We start from the raw sequence: 13,942 nt of genomic DNA, 5'->3' as shown, positions 1-13,942 counted from the left end.
GCTGGTCGGTCCAACCTAACGGCCGCGGCGCACCCGGCGACCGATGTGTCCGGGCGTGACGACCACGACGTTCAGGTGGTGCTTATGCTCGACCTAGGGTCCTGCCAGGGGTGGCAGGACGACCGTTCAGGTGGGTGGGCGAGACTGCTCTGCGCTGGAAGGGAGCACGCCGAGCATGACCGACACCACCCCGACCGGGAACGACGACCGTCGAGCGGCCGCCATGGAGCGGGGCGCCGACGAGCCGACCGCGATGAGAACTGGAGCACGCCGATGACGGCCGACGACGACGAGGCCCGCACGACCGGGGCCGACACGGGGGACGCGGACCAGCCGCGGTACGGCGAGCGACTGCCGGGGTACGGCTCCGACGGTCGCGCGCAGGACGCGCAGCAGACCGATCGCTTCACGGCCCCCTACCCCCGCGACGCGGGCGGCCAGGGCCCCTCGGGCGAGCAGGGTCGCTACGGCGATCAGGGCCACTCCGGGCAGTACGGCGGCCAGGGGCAGTACGGCCAGCAGGGGCAGTACGGTCAGGGGCAGTACGGCCAGCAGGGGCAGTACGGCCAGCAGGGCCAGGACAGCGGCCAGTACGGTCAGTACGGTCAGGGCCACCAGGAGGGCGGCCAGTACGGCCAGCAGTCGCCCTACGGGCAGTCGCACGGCGGCTCGGCGTACGGCGTTCCGTCCGCCGGCGGCCAAGGAGCGACCGACCAGTACGGACACCCGATCGGCTACGGACCGGGTGCGCACCAGACCACCGCTCCGGGTTCCTCGCAGGCGCCGACGAGCGCGTTCGGCGACGTGGACGGCGCCGACCGGCGGAACGGGACGTACTTCGAGGGCGGCGACAGCGGTCAGCCGCGCGACGCCCGACGTCGTGGCGCGTTGCCGCTCATCGGGATGCTCGTCATCGGCGCGATCATCGGCGGGCTGGGCGGGGCCACCGTGTGGGCGGTGGCCGACCACGACGGCGGGACGACCACGACGACCTCGTCGGGCACCACCTCGAACGGGCACCTCACGGTGAACGACTACAACTCCGCGACCGTGGTCACCGCGGTCGCGGCGAAGGCCACGCCCTCGGTCGTCACCATCAACGTGACCGCGGGCGGCGAGGCCGGCACCGGATCCGGCGTCGTGCTCGACAAGGACGGCTACATCGTCACGAACACCCACGTGGTGACGCTCGACGGTGACAGCTCGAAGGGCACGATCCAGGTCACGACCTCGGACGGCAAGATCTACAAGGGCACGCTCGTCGGCACCGACCCCACGGTCGACCTGGCGGTCGTCAAGATCGACGCGAGCGGCCTGACCCCGATGGACTTCGCCAACTCGGAGAAGCTCAACGTCGGCGACACCGCCGTGGCGATCGGCGCGCCGCTCGGGCTGTCGAACACCGTCACCGACGGCATCGTCTCGACCCTGAACCGGAGCATCCAGGTCACGTCGAGCGCGCCGAGCAGCGGTTCCGGTGACTCGAACGACGGCGGCGGCAACAACGGCCAGGGCCCGTACGACTTCTGGGGCAACGGCGACAACGGCAGCGCGTCCACGTCGGACGTCGTGTCGCTGCCCGTGATCCAGACCGACGCGGCGATCAACCCGGGCAACTCGGGTGGTGCGCTGCTCGACTCCAAGGGGCGTCTCATCGGGATCAACGTCGCGATCGCGAGCGCGGGCAGCTCCTCGTCGTCGTCCGACTCCCAGTCGGGCAGCATCGGCGTCGGCTTCGCCATCCCGGCGAACCTCGCCAAGCGCGTCGCGGGCGAGATCATCGACAGCGGTTCCGCCAGCCACGGTCTCCTCGGCGCCACGGTCGGCGACGCGACCGACGACACGAGCGCCACGCAGGTGGGCGCGGTCATCAAGTCGGTGACGAGCGGTGGCGCCGCGGCGTCGGCCGGGCTGCAGAAGGGCGACGTCGTGACGGCGCTCGGTGGCGTCCAGGTCACCGACGGTACCGACCTCACCGCACAGGTGCGGTACCTCGCGGGCGGTGCGAAGACCACGGTCACGTACGTCCGGAACGGGCAGAGCCACACCGCCGACGTCACGCTGGGCACCTACAAGGCCAGCTGACGCCGGGCGGCCGACCGGGAGGCCCGGCCCACCTCGACGAGGTGGGCCGGGCCTCCCGCCATCCCGGCCGGGCGCAGGGGCGCGGTCGACGGCGCTGCTAGGCTCGTGCACGCTCTACGGGGCGGTCCCCGATGGGCCACGGCTCCGTTCCGCGAGGACCACGAGGTACTGATCGAATGCAGCCAGACGGCCAGCCCCTGCCGGGGGTCTCGTACGTGATGCCGGTCCTCAACGAGGTCACCGAGGTCCGTGCGGCGGTCGGGAGCCTGCTCGACCAGGACTACGACGGACCGATCGAGATCATCCTGGCGCTCGGCCCCTCCATCGACGGCACCAACGAGCTGGTCGAGGAGATGAGCCGCGCCGATCCCCGCATCCGCGCCGTCCCGAACCCGGCCGGCTCCACGCCCGCGGGGCTCAACGTCGCCATCCGGCATTCGGTGCACCCGGTCGTCGTCCGCGTCGACGCCCACTCGGTGCTGCCGCCGGAGTACACGCGGGTCGCGGTCCGCGTGCTGCTCGAGTCCGGCGCCGACAACGTCGGCGGCATCATGCGGGCCGAGGGACGCACCCCGTTCGAGCGCGCGGTCGCGCTCGCGTACGGCAGCCGGGTCGGGCTCGGTGGCACCCCGCACCACGTGGGCGGTCAGGCCGGTCCGGCCGAGACCGCGTACCTCGGCGTGTTCCGACGCGAGCGGCTCGTCGAGGTCGGTCTGTTCGACGAGGGCATCAAGCGCGGCCAGGACTGGGAGCTGAACCGTCGTCTGCGGATGACGGGCGGGACGGTGTGGTTCACCCCCGAACTCGTGGTGACGTACCGGCCCCGGCCGAGCCTGCGTCGCCTCGTGCGGCAGTTCGTGGCGACCGGTCTGTGGCGCGGCGAGCTCGCACGGCGCTTCCCGACGGGCAACGGTCTGCGGTACTTCGTCCCCCCGGTCATGGTCGTGGCGGTGTCCGGCGGTGTCATCGCCGGCATCGTCGGCGTCGTCGGGGCGATCCTCCGGTCGGCCCTCTCCTGGGCGATGCTCGGGTTCGTCGTCCCGGGCGCGTACCTGGCGTTCGTGGTGGTCGGTGCATCGGTCGTCGCACGCCGCAGTGACCCGGTGACGCGGGCGTGGCTCGTCGTCGTGCTGCCGTGCATCCACATCGGGTGGGGGATCGGGTTCGTCCTCGGGTTCCTCGCCCGCACCTCCGAACTCACGACCCACACCGGGAGGTGACATGACCGACGACCAGATCCCCGAGCACGTCCCGGGCGAGTCGGGAGCGGACGACGAGTCGCTGCCCCAGGACCGCCCCTTCGGCGACCACGTCGAGCACGCGTACGACCGGCCGCGGTCCATCGCCGAGCTCCGCACGGTGACGCAGCCCGACGAGGTCCGCTCACGTGCGAATGCGGAACACTGGACGGCGTCGCTGTACCTGCGCGACGTCTCCCCGTACCTGACCTGGTTCCTGCTGCGCACCCGGATCAGCGCGAACCAGGTGACGGGCGTCATGATCCTCGTCGGCTGGAGCACGGCGGCCGCGTTGCTCGTGCCCGGACTCCTCGGGGCCGCGCTCGCGCTCGTGCTCGGACAACTCCAGATGCTCGTCGACTGCTCCGACGGTGAGGTCGCCCGGTGGCGGGGGACCCGGTCGCCCGCGGGGGTGTTCCTCGACAAGGTCGGGCACTACACGACTGAGGGCCTGATCCCGGCTGCGCTCGGCGTCCGAGCCGCGACCTGGCCCGTGCACGGCGGCGACTACGCGTGGACGACGATCGGGTTCGCACTGGCGCTCGTGATCGTGCTCAACAAGGCGCTCAACGACATGGTGCACGTGGCGCGGGCGAACGCGGGGCTGGATCGACTGGTCGACCGCCGTGACCACACGACCGTGCCGAGCGGCCGTCGCCTCGCGTCCCTCCGCCAGGTCGCGCGGTTCCTGCCGTTCCACCGGCTGTACCACTCCGTCGAGCTCACCATCCTCGCGTTCGTGTTCGCGCTCCTCGGGCTCGTCATGGGGCACCCGCTGGCGGACCGGATCCTCGTCGGGGCGCTCCTGCCGCTGTCGGTCCTGGCGCTCGCCGGGCACTTCCTCGCGATCATCGCCTCGAAGCGGGTGCGGGCGTGACCGGGCCCGGGACCCTGCGCCGCCGAGCGGTGCCGCATCGTGACCGTCCACGGGTCGCGGTGGTGAGCCTCACACAGGGCACGCGTCCGGACGACCTCCGGCGCGGGCTCGAGTCCGTGCTCGCACAGGAGCGCGTCGAGCTCGACGTCGTGTGTGTCGGCAACGGCTGGACCCCCACCGGCCTGCCCGAGGGCGTCCGACCGCTCGCGCTCGCCGAGAACGTCGGGATCCCCGCGGGCCGGAACGCCGGAGCAGCCGTCGTGGAGGGCGACTACGTGTTCTTCCTCGACGACGACGCCGCGATCCCGTCCCCGTCGTTCCTCGCGGACGCCGTGCGTGCCTTCGAGGGAGATCCGACGCTCGGACTCATCCAGCCGCGGGTCGTCGACCCGAGCGGGGCGTCCAACCCCCGCCGCTGGGTGCCCCGGATCCGCAAGGGCGACCCGCAGCGGTCCGGTCCGGTGTTCAGCGTGTGGGAGGGCGTGACGATGTTGCCGTTCGAGGTGTTCCGCGCCACGGGCGGCTGGGGGGACGTGTACTTCTACGCGCACGAGGGCATCGAGCTCGCCTGGCGCGTCTGGGGCGTCGGTCGGCGTGCCTGGTACGCGGGGGACCTCGTCGCGAACCACCCCGCGATCGACCCGGCTCGGCACCGCGAGTACTACCGGCTCAACGCCCGGAACCGGGTGTGGCTCGCCCGCCGGAACCTGCCGGCGGTGCTGCAGCCGGTGTACGTGGCGAGCTGGGCCCTCGTCCAGCTGATCCGGTGGCGTCGACACCCGCGACGACTGCTCGTGTGGTTCGCCGGTCTCCGCGAGGGCTGGTCCACCGACTGCGGCCCCCGCCGACCGCTCGGCCTCATCACCATCGCGCGCATGACCGCCGCCGGTCGGCCGCCCGTCGTCTAGCCCAGATCGAAGTGGTCGTCCCAGGACGGCCGGAAGGAGGGACCGTTGCCGATCCTCCGTGACGTCCGCACCGCGCGCCGGCTGGTCACCCGCCTCGTGCGCTCGCGCCGCAACCGCCGCGAACTCGACCGACGGCTCCCGTCCGTCGACGTCCCGGATCCCCGCTCGATCGAGGTCGCCGTGTACTTCGCCGACGGACCTGTGAACATGTACCAGATCCGGCAGTGGTACGCGCCGCTGGCCAAGCTCGCCAAGGAGCACCCGGTGGCGATCATCGCGCGGTCGCCCGGCACCATGCTGAGTCTGCTCGAGGAGGCGCCCGTGCCGGTCGTGTACGCGCGGCAAGTGGTCGACCTCGAGCGGTTCGTGGACGAACAGCGCCCGCGCATCGTCCTGTACGTCAACCAGAACGCCCGGAACTTCCAGATGATGCGGTACGGGCGCATGTGGCACGTCTTCGTCAACCACGGCGAGAGCGACAAGATGTACATGACGACGAACCAGTTCAAGGCGTACGACTACGCCCTGATCGCCGGGGACGCCGCGCGCGACCGGCTGTCGAAGGCGCTGTGGGACTACGACCTCGATCGCCGGACGATCGCCATCGGACGTCCGCAGGCCGATCACTTCGCCGGCGCGGTGCCGTACCCGTCCGACGGTCGCACCGTGGTGCTCTACGCGCCGACGTGGGAGGGCGACCGGCCGGCAGCCGCGTACGGCTCCATCGCCACGCACGGCGTCGAGCTCACCGAGCGCGTGCTCGCGTCGCCCCAGCACCGGCTGGTCTACCGGCCACACCCCCGCAGCGGCGTCCGCGACGCCGACTACCGGGAGGCCCACCAGCGCATCGTCGCCGCCATCACCGCCGCGAACGCCGCTGATCCGGCCGCTCACCACGTGTACGACGACGGTCCGGTGCTCGGGTGGCAGCTCGCCGACGCCGACGTCGCGATCACGGACATCAGCGCGATGATCTACGACCGGCTCGCCGTCGGGCGCCCGTTGATCGTGACGCGGCCCGTCCATCCGGACGCCGAGGTCGACGAGGGCGGCTACCTGACGGCTGCGGACTGGCTCCACGCCGAGGACGCCCCCGCCGTGCTCGACCGGGTCGACGCGGCGCTGCACGACGCCTCGCAGACCGAGCGGCTCCGGTACTGGGTTGGCCGGTACTTCGGGGACACGACGCCCGGAGCGGCGACGGCGCGGTTCCACGCCGCGGTCGAGCGGTTGCTCGCCCGCTGGCACGAGGTCGCGCGCGAACGTGGTGCCGATGACGCGCGCGGTGACACGCCCACCGCGCCGGCGCCGACCGCCTGACTGCGCTCCGGCCCGGGCGCCCTCACAGGGCGACCCGCCAGAGGTACTCCTGCCGGTCGGGCCGGCGCCACCGGACGACGACCACGCCGGCGTCCTCCGACGCCCCACCGAACACGGCGATGCCGAGTGCCTGACCGGGATCGAGCCGGCGGATGCGGAGCGGGGGAGCGTACCCGGTGCCGAGATGCGTGAGGGTGAGGTCGTCGAGTGGTTCGTCGCTCCGGTTCCGGAGGTCGTAGCGGTGCGGGCTGTCGGATCGTTCGAGCTGGAAGGGGACGGGGTACGCGGTCTCGGTGTGGAGCATGGGGCCGACGCTAGGGGGAGCGGCCGACGGTGGGGGCCGGGCGGACCCATGGGCCGACGGGGGTTGTGGAGCGGGGCGGTGCGGCTCCGGTTGTGGAGCGGGAGCGAGCGCGGGTCAGGCGCCGGCGCTGTCCGCCGCGTAGCGGTCGAGCGCCTCGTCGATCGTGCCGTCGAGCACGAGTGCTCCCTTGTCCAGGTAGAGGCCGCGCGTGCAGAAGCGGCGCAGGTCCTTGTCGTTGTGGGACACGAAGAACAGCGTGCGACCACCGGCGAGCATCTCGTCGATGCGGCGGTAGCACTTCTCGCGGAACGCCCTGTCGCCGACGGCGAGGACCTCGTCGACCAGGATGATCGGCTCCTCGAGGCGTGCGATCACCGCGAACGCGATCCGGACCTTCATCCCGCTCGACAGGTGCTTGTAGGGGGTGTCGACGAAGTCACCGATCTCGGCGAAGGCGATGATGTCGTCGAAGGCCGCCTGGATCTCGGCCTTCGACATGCCGTGGAGGCCGGCGGTGAGGAAGACGTTGTCGCGCACGGTCAGGTCGCCGACGAAGCCACCGGTGATCTCGATGAGCGGCGCGACCCCGGCGCCGACGTGGACCCGGCCCTCGTCGGGCAGCATCACCTGCGCCACGAGCTTGAGCAGCGTCGACTTGCCCTGGCCGTTGCGCCCGACCACGCCGATCGACTCGCCCGGCTGCACCGTGAACGAGACGTGTCGGAGGGCCCAGAACTCGTCGGGGCGTCGTCGTCGGTTCCGCCCCGCGAAGAGGTCCTTGAAGCTCCGGTGCGAGCGGCGGTTGCGACGGAACCGGATGCCCGCTTCCTCGACCGCGATCACCGGGGTCGTGCGGACGTCGACGGTGGCGACGGGTGCGGTCATCAGAGCTCCTTCAGGACGCGGCGCTCACTCGCGCGGAACACGAGCAGGCCGACGCCGAGCACGACGAGGGTGACGACCGCGCCGACCACGATCGCCCGCTCGTTGAACTGGTTGGGGAAGAACCCCGACCGGTACATGCTGAAGATGCCCGTCAGCGGGTTGAACGACGACCAGCCGTGCAGGGCCTTCGGCAGGTTGAGGGGCGAGTAGATGATCGGCGACGCGTAGAAGGCGAAGCGGAGGACGAGCTTCGTCGCGCGCTCGAGGTCCCGGAAGAACACGACGAGGGGGGCGACGATCATGCCGATGCCGTAGACGAGCACGAGCTGCTCGACGATCGCGACGGGGAACCAGACGATCTGCCAGTGCACGGGCGCTCCGGAGACCACGGCGAACAGCGCGAGGACCGGGATGCTGAAGAGGAACTCGATGCCCTTCGACAGATCGACCCGCGCCACCCAGATGCTCCGCGGGATCGTCGTCGAGCGGATGAGCTTGGTCTCCTTGATGAACGCCCGCGTGGAGTCGGAGACCGCGCCGGTGAACCACATCCACGGCAGCAGGGCCGTGAGCAGGAACACGATGTACGGTTCCTCGCCGACGTCGCGGTGGAACACCCGCGTGAAGACGAACCAGTAGATGCCCGACATGACGAGCGGATCGAGGATCGACCACAGGTACCCGAGCGCGGAGGTCGAGTACCGGACCCGGAGGTCCCGCATCGTCAGGAGCCAGAGTGCGTGACGGTACCGGGTGCTCGCGGTCCGTGAGGCCGCCGGGGCGGTCGGCGTGGTCACCGGCGCACTCGTCGTGGTCATGCGTTCCCTCGGCATCGAGCCGAGGCGACCCGGACGGAACGGATCAGACGAACAGGTCGTTCGCGCGCTCGAGGTCCTCGGCGAAGTCGATCTCGACCGCGTAGAGGTCGGAGATGTCTACGGGCGACCAGCGTAGCCCGTCCTCGGCGATGGCTGCCTCGATGCCGCCCTCGAAGTACTCCTGGTCGTCGACGCGACCGAGCTGACGGATGAGCGCCTGCTTGTCGGACGAGGAGACGTAGTTGATGCCGACGGCCTCACCGAGCCCACCGACGACCCGCTTCGAGAGCTTGTCGATGAAGCCCTCGGCGTCGACGGTGTACTTGACCTCTTCGTCCGAGACCTTCTCGGTGTTGACGCTGACGAACGAGCGGTCCTGGTCCATCATGTCCGCAGCGCGCACGAGCGCACGCGGGTCGAACACGACGTCGCCGTTCATCCAGAGGACTCCGCCCTTGCCGGACGCGCCGAGCGCACGGAGGAGGCTCTTCGAGGTGTTCGTGGAGTCGTAGGACTCGTTGTAGACGAAGGAGGCCTCGGGGAAGGCCTCGACGATGTACTCCGACTTGTAGCCGACGACGATCGTGACGCGTGCGGAGGACCCGAACGCGGCGCGGATGTTGTCGAACTGCTGCTGCATGATGGTCCGGCCGTCCGCCAGCTCGGTGAGGGGCTTCGGGAGCGAGCGACCGAGCCGGCTGCCCATGCCCGCGGCGAGGATCACGATCTGCGTGGTCATGCTGGTCTCCTCGGGGTCCGCCCGGGCGCCGTTGCGCGGTCGGGCTGATCGATCCTGCCCGAGACGTCTCTGAGATGCCCGAGAACATCGGTACCCCGGGGACGGACGAGCGCGGCAGGTTGCTGATTCGTGAACACACCGTTGTGTCTCGGTGAATCCTAGGCGCCCTCGTGCGCGGAGCGGCCGGGCACCGCGCATTTCGTGTCCGATTCGTGATCGTGCGGAGCCGGGCTCGCGTCATCCCTGGCGTTGGTACGGTGGGGCGGTGGGAGCTGTGACCGACGATGCGGACGACGCCGTCGGTGCTGCCACCCGGAACATGGATGGCGTCGACGAACGGCGCGGTACGGGGGACGACGTGACCGACGGCGAGCGGACCGACGGCGAGGGCGGCGCGCTGCCCGCCGCCGTCCCGAAGAGCACGACGCCGAAGCCCCGGGTCAAGCGACCGGCGGCACCGCGGACGGGTGCCGGTCGTTCCGGCGCTGCACGTCCGGGTGCACCGCGCGGTCGCGCCGGCGCTGCCCGCGGTGCCCGTGGCGCCGAGGAGGCGGCCGCGGCCGCCGGCCCCGCTGCGGACGAGTCCTCGCCCTACGCGACCATGGACGCGACGGCGGACCTGTCGGAGTTCCCGCTCGAGGACGTCGGTGGCCTGCCTCCCGCTGTCGGTGACGACGATGCGGTCGTGACGTCCACGGACGCTCCGCCCGTCGGGGCCACGGCGCCCGCGGTTCCGGCCGAGCAGGACGACGCCCCCCGGGACGCCCGGGGACAACGCACCACGGCCGCCGCGCCCGGCACCGCCCGGACCGGCAAGAAGCGGGCCGCCCGACCCGTGACGAAGCGCACCTCGCCCCGGCCGCAGCAACCGGTCGTCCTGGCGGCCTCCGGACTCGTCAAGCGGTACGGCCAGACGGTCGCCGCCGACCACATCGACCTGGAGATCCGCAAGGGCTCGGTGTTCGGCGTCGTCGGTCCGAACGGTGCCGGCAAGACGACCACGCTCTCGATGCTGACCGGGCTCCTCCGCCCCGACGCGGGCAGCGTGACCGTCCTCGACCACGACGTCTGGTCCGACCCGACCGCGGCCAAGCGCGCGATGGGGGTGCTCCCGGACCGACTCCGCCTGTTCGACCGCCTGACGGGCGCACAGCTGCTCTTCTACTCGGCGACGCTGCACGGCCTCGACCGGGCCACGGCACGCTCGCGGAGCGCGGACCTGGCGCAGGCGTTCGACCTCGGCGAGGCCCTCGGTCGGCAGGTCGCGGACTACTCCGTCGGCATGGCGAAGAAGATCGCCCTCGCCGCGACACTGATCCACTCGCCGCGGCTCCTCGTGCTCGACGAGCCGTTCGAGTCGGTCGACCCGGTCAGTGCCGTCACGATCACCGACATCCTGCGCCGGTACGCCGCGGGCGGTGGCACCGTGGTGCTGTCGAGCCACTCCATGGAACTGGTGCAGCGCACGTGCGACTCGGTCGCGATCATCGTCGGTGGGCAGGTGCTCGCGTCGGGCACGATGGCCCAGGTCCGCGGGCGCAAGAGCCTCGAGGACAAGTTCGTCGAACTCGCCGGTGGCCGGGTCGTCGGAGAGAGCATGGAATGGTTGCACAACTCCTCCGACTGAGACTCGACTCGCTGGGCGGCGCGCTCCGCCGGTCCGCGTCCCGCTCCGTCCTCGTCGTGGTCGCCGCGCTGGCCGCGTTCGTCGCAGCCGCATGCGCCGCCGCCGCCGTGGCCGGGGTCCGCGATGACACCGCGTCCACGGCTGCGGCCCTCGTCGTGCCGGTCGGCGCACTCGTGGCGCTCGGCTTCACGCTCGTCCCGTTCGCGCTCGGGGAGGGGGACCAGCTCGACCCACGGCGCTTCGCCACGTTCGGTATCGGCCGTCGTGACCTCACCCTCGGGCTCGGCGTCGCCGGACTCGTCGGGGTGCCGACCGTGGCCGTGGCCGTCGTCGCCGTGGCGCAGGTGGTCGCCTGGAGCCGGGGCGTCGGCACGACACTGCTCGCGCTGCTGTCCGCGGTCCTCGTCGTGCTCACCTGCGCGCTCCTCGCACGGGTGACGGCGACGCTCGGCGCCTGGTTGTTCGCCGCGCACCGCACCCGCGACGCCGGCTGGCTCGTCGCACTCGTGGTGGTGGTCCTCGGCCTGCCGGCGCTCTCGCTCGTGGTCATGGCGGCCCGACACGACCCCGTGTCGGCGAGCGTCCGGCACGCGGCACGGGCCGCCGGTTGGACCCCGTGGGGTGCGGCGTGGTCGTTCCCCGCGGCCGCCGCGGGCGGGCACGTGGGGGCCGCCGTGGGGCAGCTCGTCGTCGCCCTCGCCGTCGTCGGCGTGCTCGGGTGGGCGTGGTGGGCACTCGTCGGCACGCTGCTGGAACACGTCGACGCGGGTCGTCGCACTCGGCGGTACCGGACGCTCGGCTGGTTCGACCAGCTCCCGGCGCACCCGGTCGGCGCCGTGGCCGCGCGGAGCTTGACCTACTGGAGCCGCGACCCGCGCTACCGGTCGTCGTACCTCGTGCTCCTGTTCGTGCCCATCGTGGTGCTGCCGCTCGGCGTCGCGGGCATGCCGTGGCACTGGACCGCGCTCGTGCCGCTGCCGATCATGGCGCTCATCGCCGGGTTCCTGCCCCACAACGACGCCTCGTACGACAACACCGCGGTGTGGCTCCACGTCGCGTCGGGGGCACCGGGGTGGAGCGACCGGCTCGGTCGGCTCGTGCCCGTGCTCGTCGTCGGCGTACCCGCCCTGGTGATCGGCGCGGTGGTGTCCGTCTGGCTCTACGGCGACCCGTCGCTGCTGCCGGTGGTGCTCGGCGTGGCCGGGTGCGCACTGCTCACGGGCCTCGGGCTGTCGAGCATCGCGTCCGCGCTCCTGCCGTACCCGGCGGTCCGACCGGGCGACCACCCGTTCCGGCAGCCGCAGGCCACGGGCGCGCTCGCCGTCACCGCGCAGTCCGCGACGATCGTCGTGACCGTGCTGCTGACCCTGCCCGCCGGATGGTTCGCCGTGCGCGCGTTCCGTGACGGTCCGCACCCCTGGGCGCTCGCGACGCTCGGCTCGGGCATCGCCATCGGGGTCGTGGTGCTCGTGATCGGCGTGTTCGTCGGCGGCCGGCTCTTCGACCGCTCCGGGCCGGACATCCTCGCTGCGGCGCAGCGGAACTGATCGGGCGGAGCGCACATCCGGTCCACCGGACGGCGACGTACCCTGGGTCCATGAGCACGATGGAACCGGGTGGTGGCGGCCTCGACGTGATGGACCGCGAGCTCGAGCAGCTCCTCGAGGACGAGGGCGTCGAGCCCGGGGACCACGAGCGCTTCTCGCACTACGTGAAGAAGGAGAAGATCCTCGAGTCCGCGATGACGGGCAAGCCCGTCAAGGCGCTGTGCGGCAAGAAATGGACGCCAGGACGTGACCCGGAGAAGTTCCCGGTCTGCCCCACCTGCAAGGAGATCTACGAGCGCATGCGCGACGAGTAGCCCGTCCCGTCCTCACGCGTACAGCGTGGGGACGGCCGGTTCGCCGCGACCGATCCGTTCGGCGTCCGCCGGGAGCTCGGCCTTCGCCCGGCGGTGATGCCGGCGCGCAGCATCGACCCCGTGCACGCCGAGGAACGCGTCGTCGACCTCGCCGTGCGTCACGACCGGCACGAGCAGGGGCCGTTCGTCGTCCGCGGGAGCACCGCCCACGCGCAGGACCTCGGCGACCGCGACACCGTCCTGCAGCCGGCGCCCCGCGGTCTTCGCACCACCGACCGTCGCCTTGTCGGCGGACTTCTTGGCGACCGGCACCCACGCTCCCGAGGCGTCCTCGTGTGCAACGAGCTTGAACACCATGCCCGCCGCCGGGTGACCGCTGCCGGACACGACGCTCGTGCCGACGCCGTACGAGTCGACGGGGGCTGCCCGGAGCGCGGCGATCGTGTACTCGTCGAGGTCGTTCGTCACCGTGATCTTCGTCGACGTCGCTCCCAGACGGTCGAGCTGCGCGCGCACGGTCGCGACGACGCTCGGCAGGTCGCCGCTGTCGATGCGGACCGCACCGAGGTGTCCGTCGGTCAGTCGGACCGCCGTCTCGACCGCGCGCTCGATGTCGAAGGTGTCCACGAGCAGGGTCGTGCCGTCACCGAGTGCCGCGAGCTGTGACCGGAACGCGGCCTCCTCGGAGTCGTGGAGGAGCGTGAAGGCGTGTGCGGCCGTGCCCATCGTCGGGATGCCGAAGACGCGGCCGGCCTCGAGGTTGCTCGTCGCCCCGAACCCCGCCACGTAGGCCGCCCGGGCGGCGGCGACCGCGCTGCGTTCCCCGGTCCGGCGCGACCCCATCTCGGCGAGGGGGCGGCGGTCGGCCGCCGACACCATGCGCGCCGCGGCGGACGCGACCGCCGAGTCGGCGTTGAGCACGCTGAGCGCGAGTGTCTCGAGCACGACCGCCTCGGCGAACGTGCCCTCGATCTGGAGGATCGGCGAGTTCGGGAAGTACACCTCGCCTTCCCGGTACGCCCGGACGTCGCCACGGAACCGGTAGCCCGCGAGCCAGTCCGCGGTGCCGGGGGCGACGATGCGTCGGTCGCGGAGGAACGCGATGTCGTCGTCGTCGAAGCGGAACTCGTCGAGCAGGGCGAGGAACCGTCCCAGTCCCGCGGACACCCCGTACCGGCGGCCGTCGGGCAGGCGCCGTGCGAACACCTCGAACACGCAGCGGCGGTCCGCGGTGCCGTCCTTGAGGGCGGCGTCCACCATCGTGAGCTCGTACTGGTCGG

13 protein-coding genes are annotated in these 13,942 nt (G+C 71.8%); 8 read left to right on the top strand and 5 right to left on the bottom strand.

Annotated elements, in window-relative coordinates:
* Nucleotides 1-273: 273 nt before the first annotated feature.
* The 5 genes from DEI93_RS11970 (at nt 274) to DEI93_RS11950 (ending at nt 6,428) form a co-directional block, all read left to right on the top strand.
* Nucleotides 274-2,085: a S1C family serine protease gene (locus DEI93_RS11970; RefSeq protein WP_258372306.1), complete on the top strand. Its 1,812-nt coding sequence runs from the start codon at nt 274-276 to the stop codon at nt 2,083-2,085.
* 176 nt (nt 2,086-2,261) lie between these two features.
* The gene (locus DEI93_RS11965) at nt 2,262-3,305 is read left to right on the top strand and encodes a glycosyltransferase family 2 protein (protein WP_111120300.1); all 1,044 of its coding nucleotides are present in this window, start codon (nt 2,262-2,264) and stop codon (nt 3,303-3,305) included.
* Between the two features lies 1 nt (nt 3,306).
* Nucleotides 3,307-4,200: a CDP-alcohol phosphatidyltransferase family protein gene (locus tag DEI93_RS11960; RefSeq protein ID WP_111120301.1), complete on the top strand. Its 894-nt coding sequence runs from the start codon at nt 3,307-3,309 to the stop codon at nt 4,198-4,200.
* A 62-nt stretch (nt 4,201-4,262) separates the two neighbouring features.
* Nucleotides 4,263-5,108, top strand: coding sequence for a glycosyltransferase family 2 protein (locus DEI93_RS11955; RefSeq protein WP_258372307.1), 846 nt, complete (start codon nt 4,263-4,265; stop codon nt 5,106-5,108).
* A 45-nt stretch (nt 5,109-5,153) separates the two neighbouring features.
* Complete coding sequence (locus tag DEI93_RS11950; RefSeq protein WP_111120302.1) at nt 5,154-6,428, top strand: CDP-glycerol glycerophosphotransferase family protein; 1,275 nt, start codon at nt 5,154-5,156, stop codon at nt 6,426-6,428.
* Between the two features lie 22 nt (nt 6,429-6,450).
* Here DEI93_RS11950 and DEI93_RS11945 read toward each other — a convergent pair whose 3' ends face one another.
* The 4 genes from DEI93_RS11945 to DEI93_RS11930 form a co-directional block, all read right to left on the bottom strand.
* The gene (locus tag DEI93_RS11945) at nt 6,451-6,732 is read right to left on the bottom strand and encodes a hypothetical protein (protein ID WP_111120303.1); all 282 of its coding nucleotides are present in this window, start codon (nt 6,730-6,732) and stop codon (nt 6,451-6,453) included.
* A 114-nt stretch (nt 6,733-6,846) separates the two neighbouring features.
* Complete coding sequence (locus DEI93_RS11940) at nt 6,847-7,617, bottom strand: ABC transporter ATP-binding protein (protein ID WP_111120304.1); 771 nt, start codon at nt 7,615-7,617, stop codon at nt 6,847-6,849.
* Entirely contained in the window at nt 7,617-8,435 is an 819-nt protein-coding gene (locus DEI93_RS11935; protein ID WP_111027116.1) for an ABC transporter permease, read from the bottom strand. Before DEI93_RS11935 ends, DEI93_RS11940 begins: the two co-directional genes overlap by 1 nt.
* A gap of 43 nt (nt 8,436-8,478) precedes the next feature.
* Entirely contained in the window at nt 8,479-9,174 is a 696-nt protein-coding gene (locus tag DEI93_RS11930; protein ID WP_111010825.1) for a phosphocholine cytidylyltransferase family protein, read from the bottom strand.
* A 265-nt stretch (nt 9,175-9,439) separates the two neighbouring features.
* Between DEI93_RS11930 and DEI93_RS11925 the strand changes: the two genes are divergently transcribed.
* Genes DEI93_RS11925 through DEI93_RS11915 form a run of 3 tightly spaced genes read left to right on the top strand, consistent with a single transcriptional unit; the run spans nt 9,440 to nt 12,662 of the window.
* Complete coding sequence (locus DEI93_RS11925) at nt 9,440-10,801, top strand: ABC transporter ATP-binding protein (protein WP_349815061.1); 1,362 nt, start codon at nt 9,440-9,442, stop codon at nt 10,799-10,801.
* A complete protein-coding gene (locus DEI93_RS11920) occupies nt 10,777-12,348 on the top strand; it encodes an ABC transporter permease (protein ID WP_111120305.1) in 1,572 nt (523 codons plus the stop codon). Before DEI93_RS11925 ends, DEI93_RS11920 begins: the two co-directional genes overlap by 25 nt.
* 50 nt (nt 12,349-12,398) lie before the next feature.
* Nucleotides 12,399-12,662 (top strand): DUF3039 domain-containing protein, encoded by a 264-nt coding sequence (locus DEI93_RS11915; protein WP_111010823.1) that lies wholly within the window; start codon nt 12,399-12,401, stop codon nt 12,660-12,662.
* 12 nt (nt 12,663-12,674) lie between these two features.
* Here DEI93_RS11915 and DEI93_RS11910 read toward each other — a convergent pair whose 3' ends face one another.
* On the bottom strand, nt 12,675-13,922 hold the full coding sequence (locus DEI93_RS11910; RefSeq protein WP_375334772.1) for a nicotinate phosphoribosyltransferase: 1,248 nt from the start codon (nt 13,920-13,922) through the stop codon (nt 12,675-12,677).
* Between the last annotated feature and the right edge of the window lie 20 nt (nt 13,923-13,942).

Source organism: Curtobacterium sp. MCBD17_035, assembly GCF_003234815.2.
Lineage (GTDB): Bacteria > Actinomycetota > Actinomycetes > Actinomycetales > Microbacteriaceae > Curtobacterium.
The sequence above is the reverse complement of the archived record's forward strand: the minus strand, read 5'-3'. Positions and strand labels throughout refer to the sequence as shown.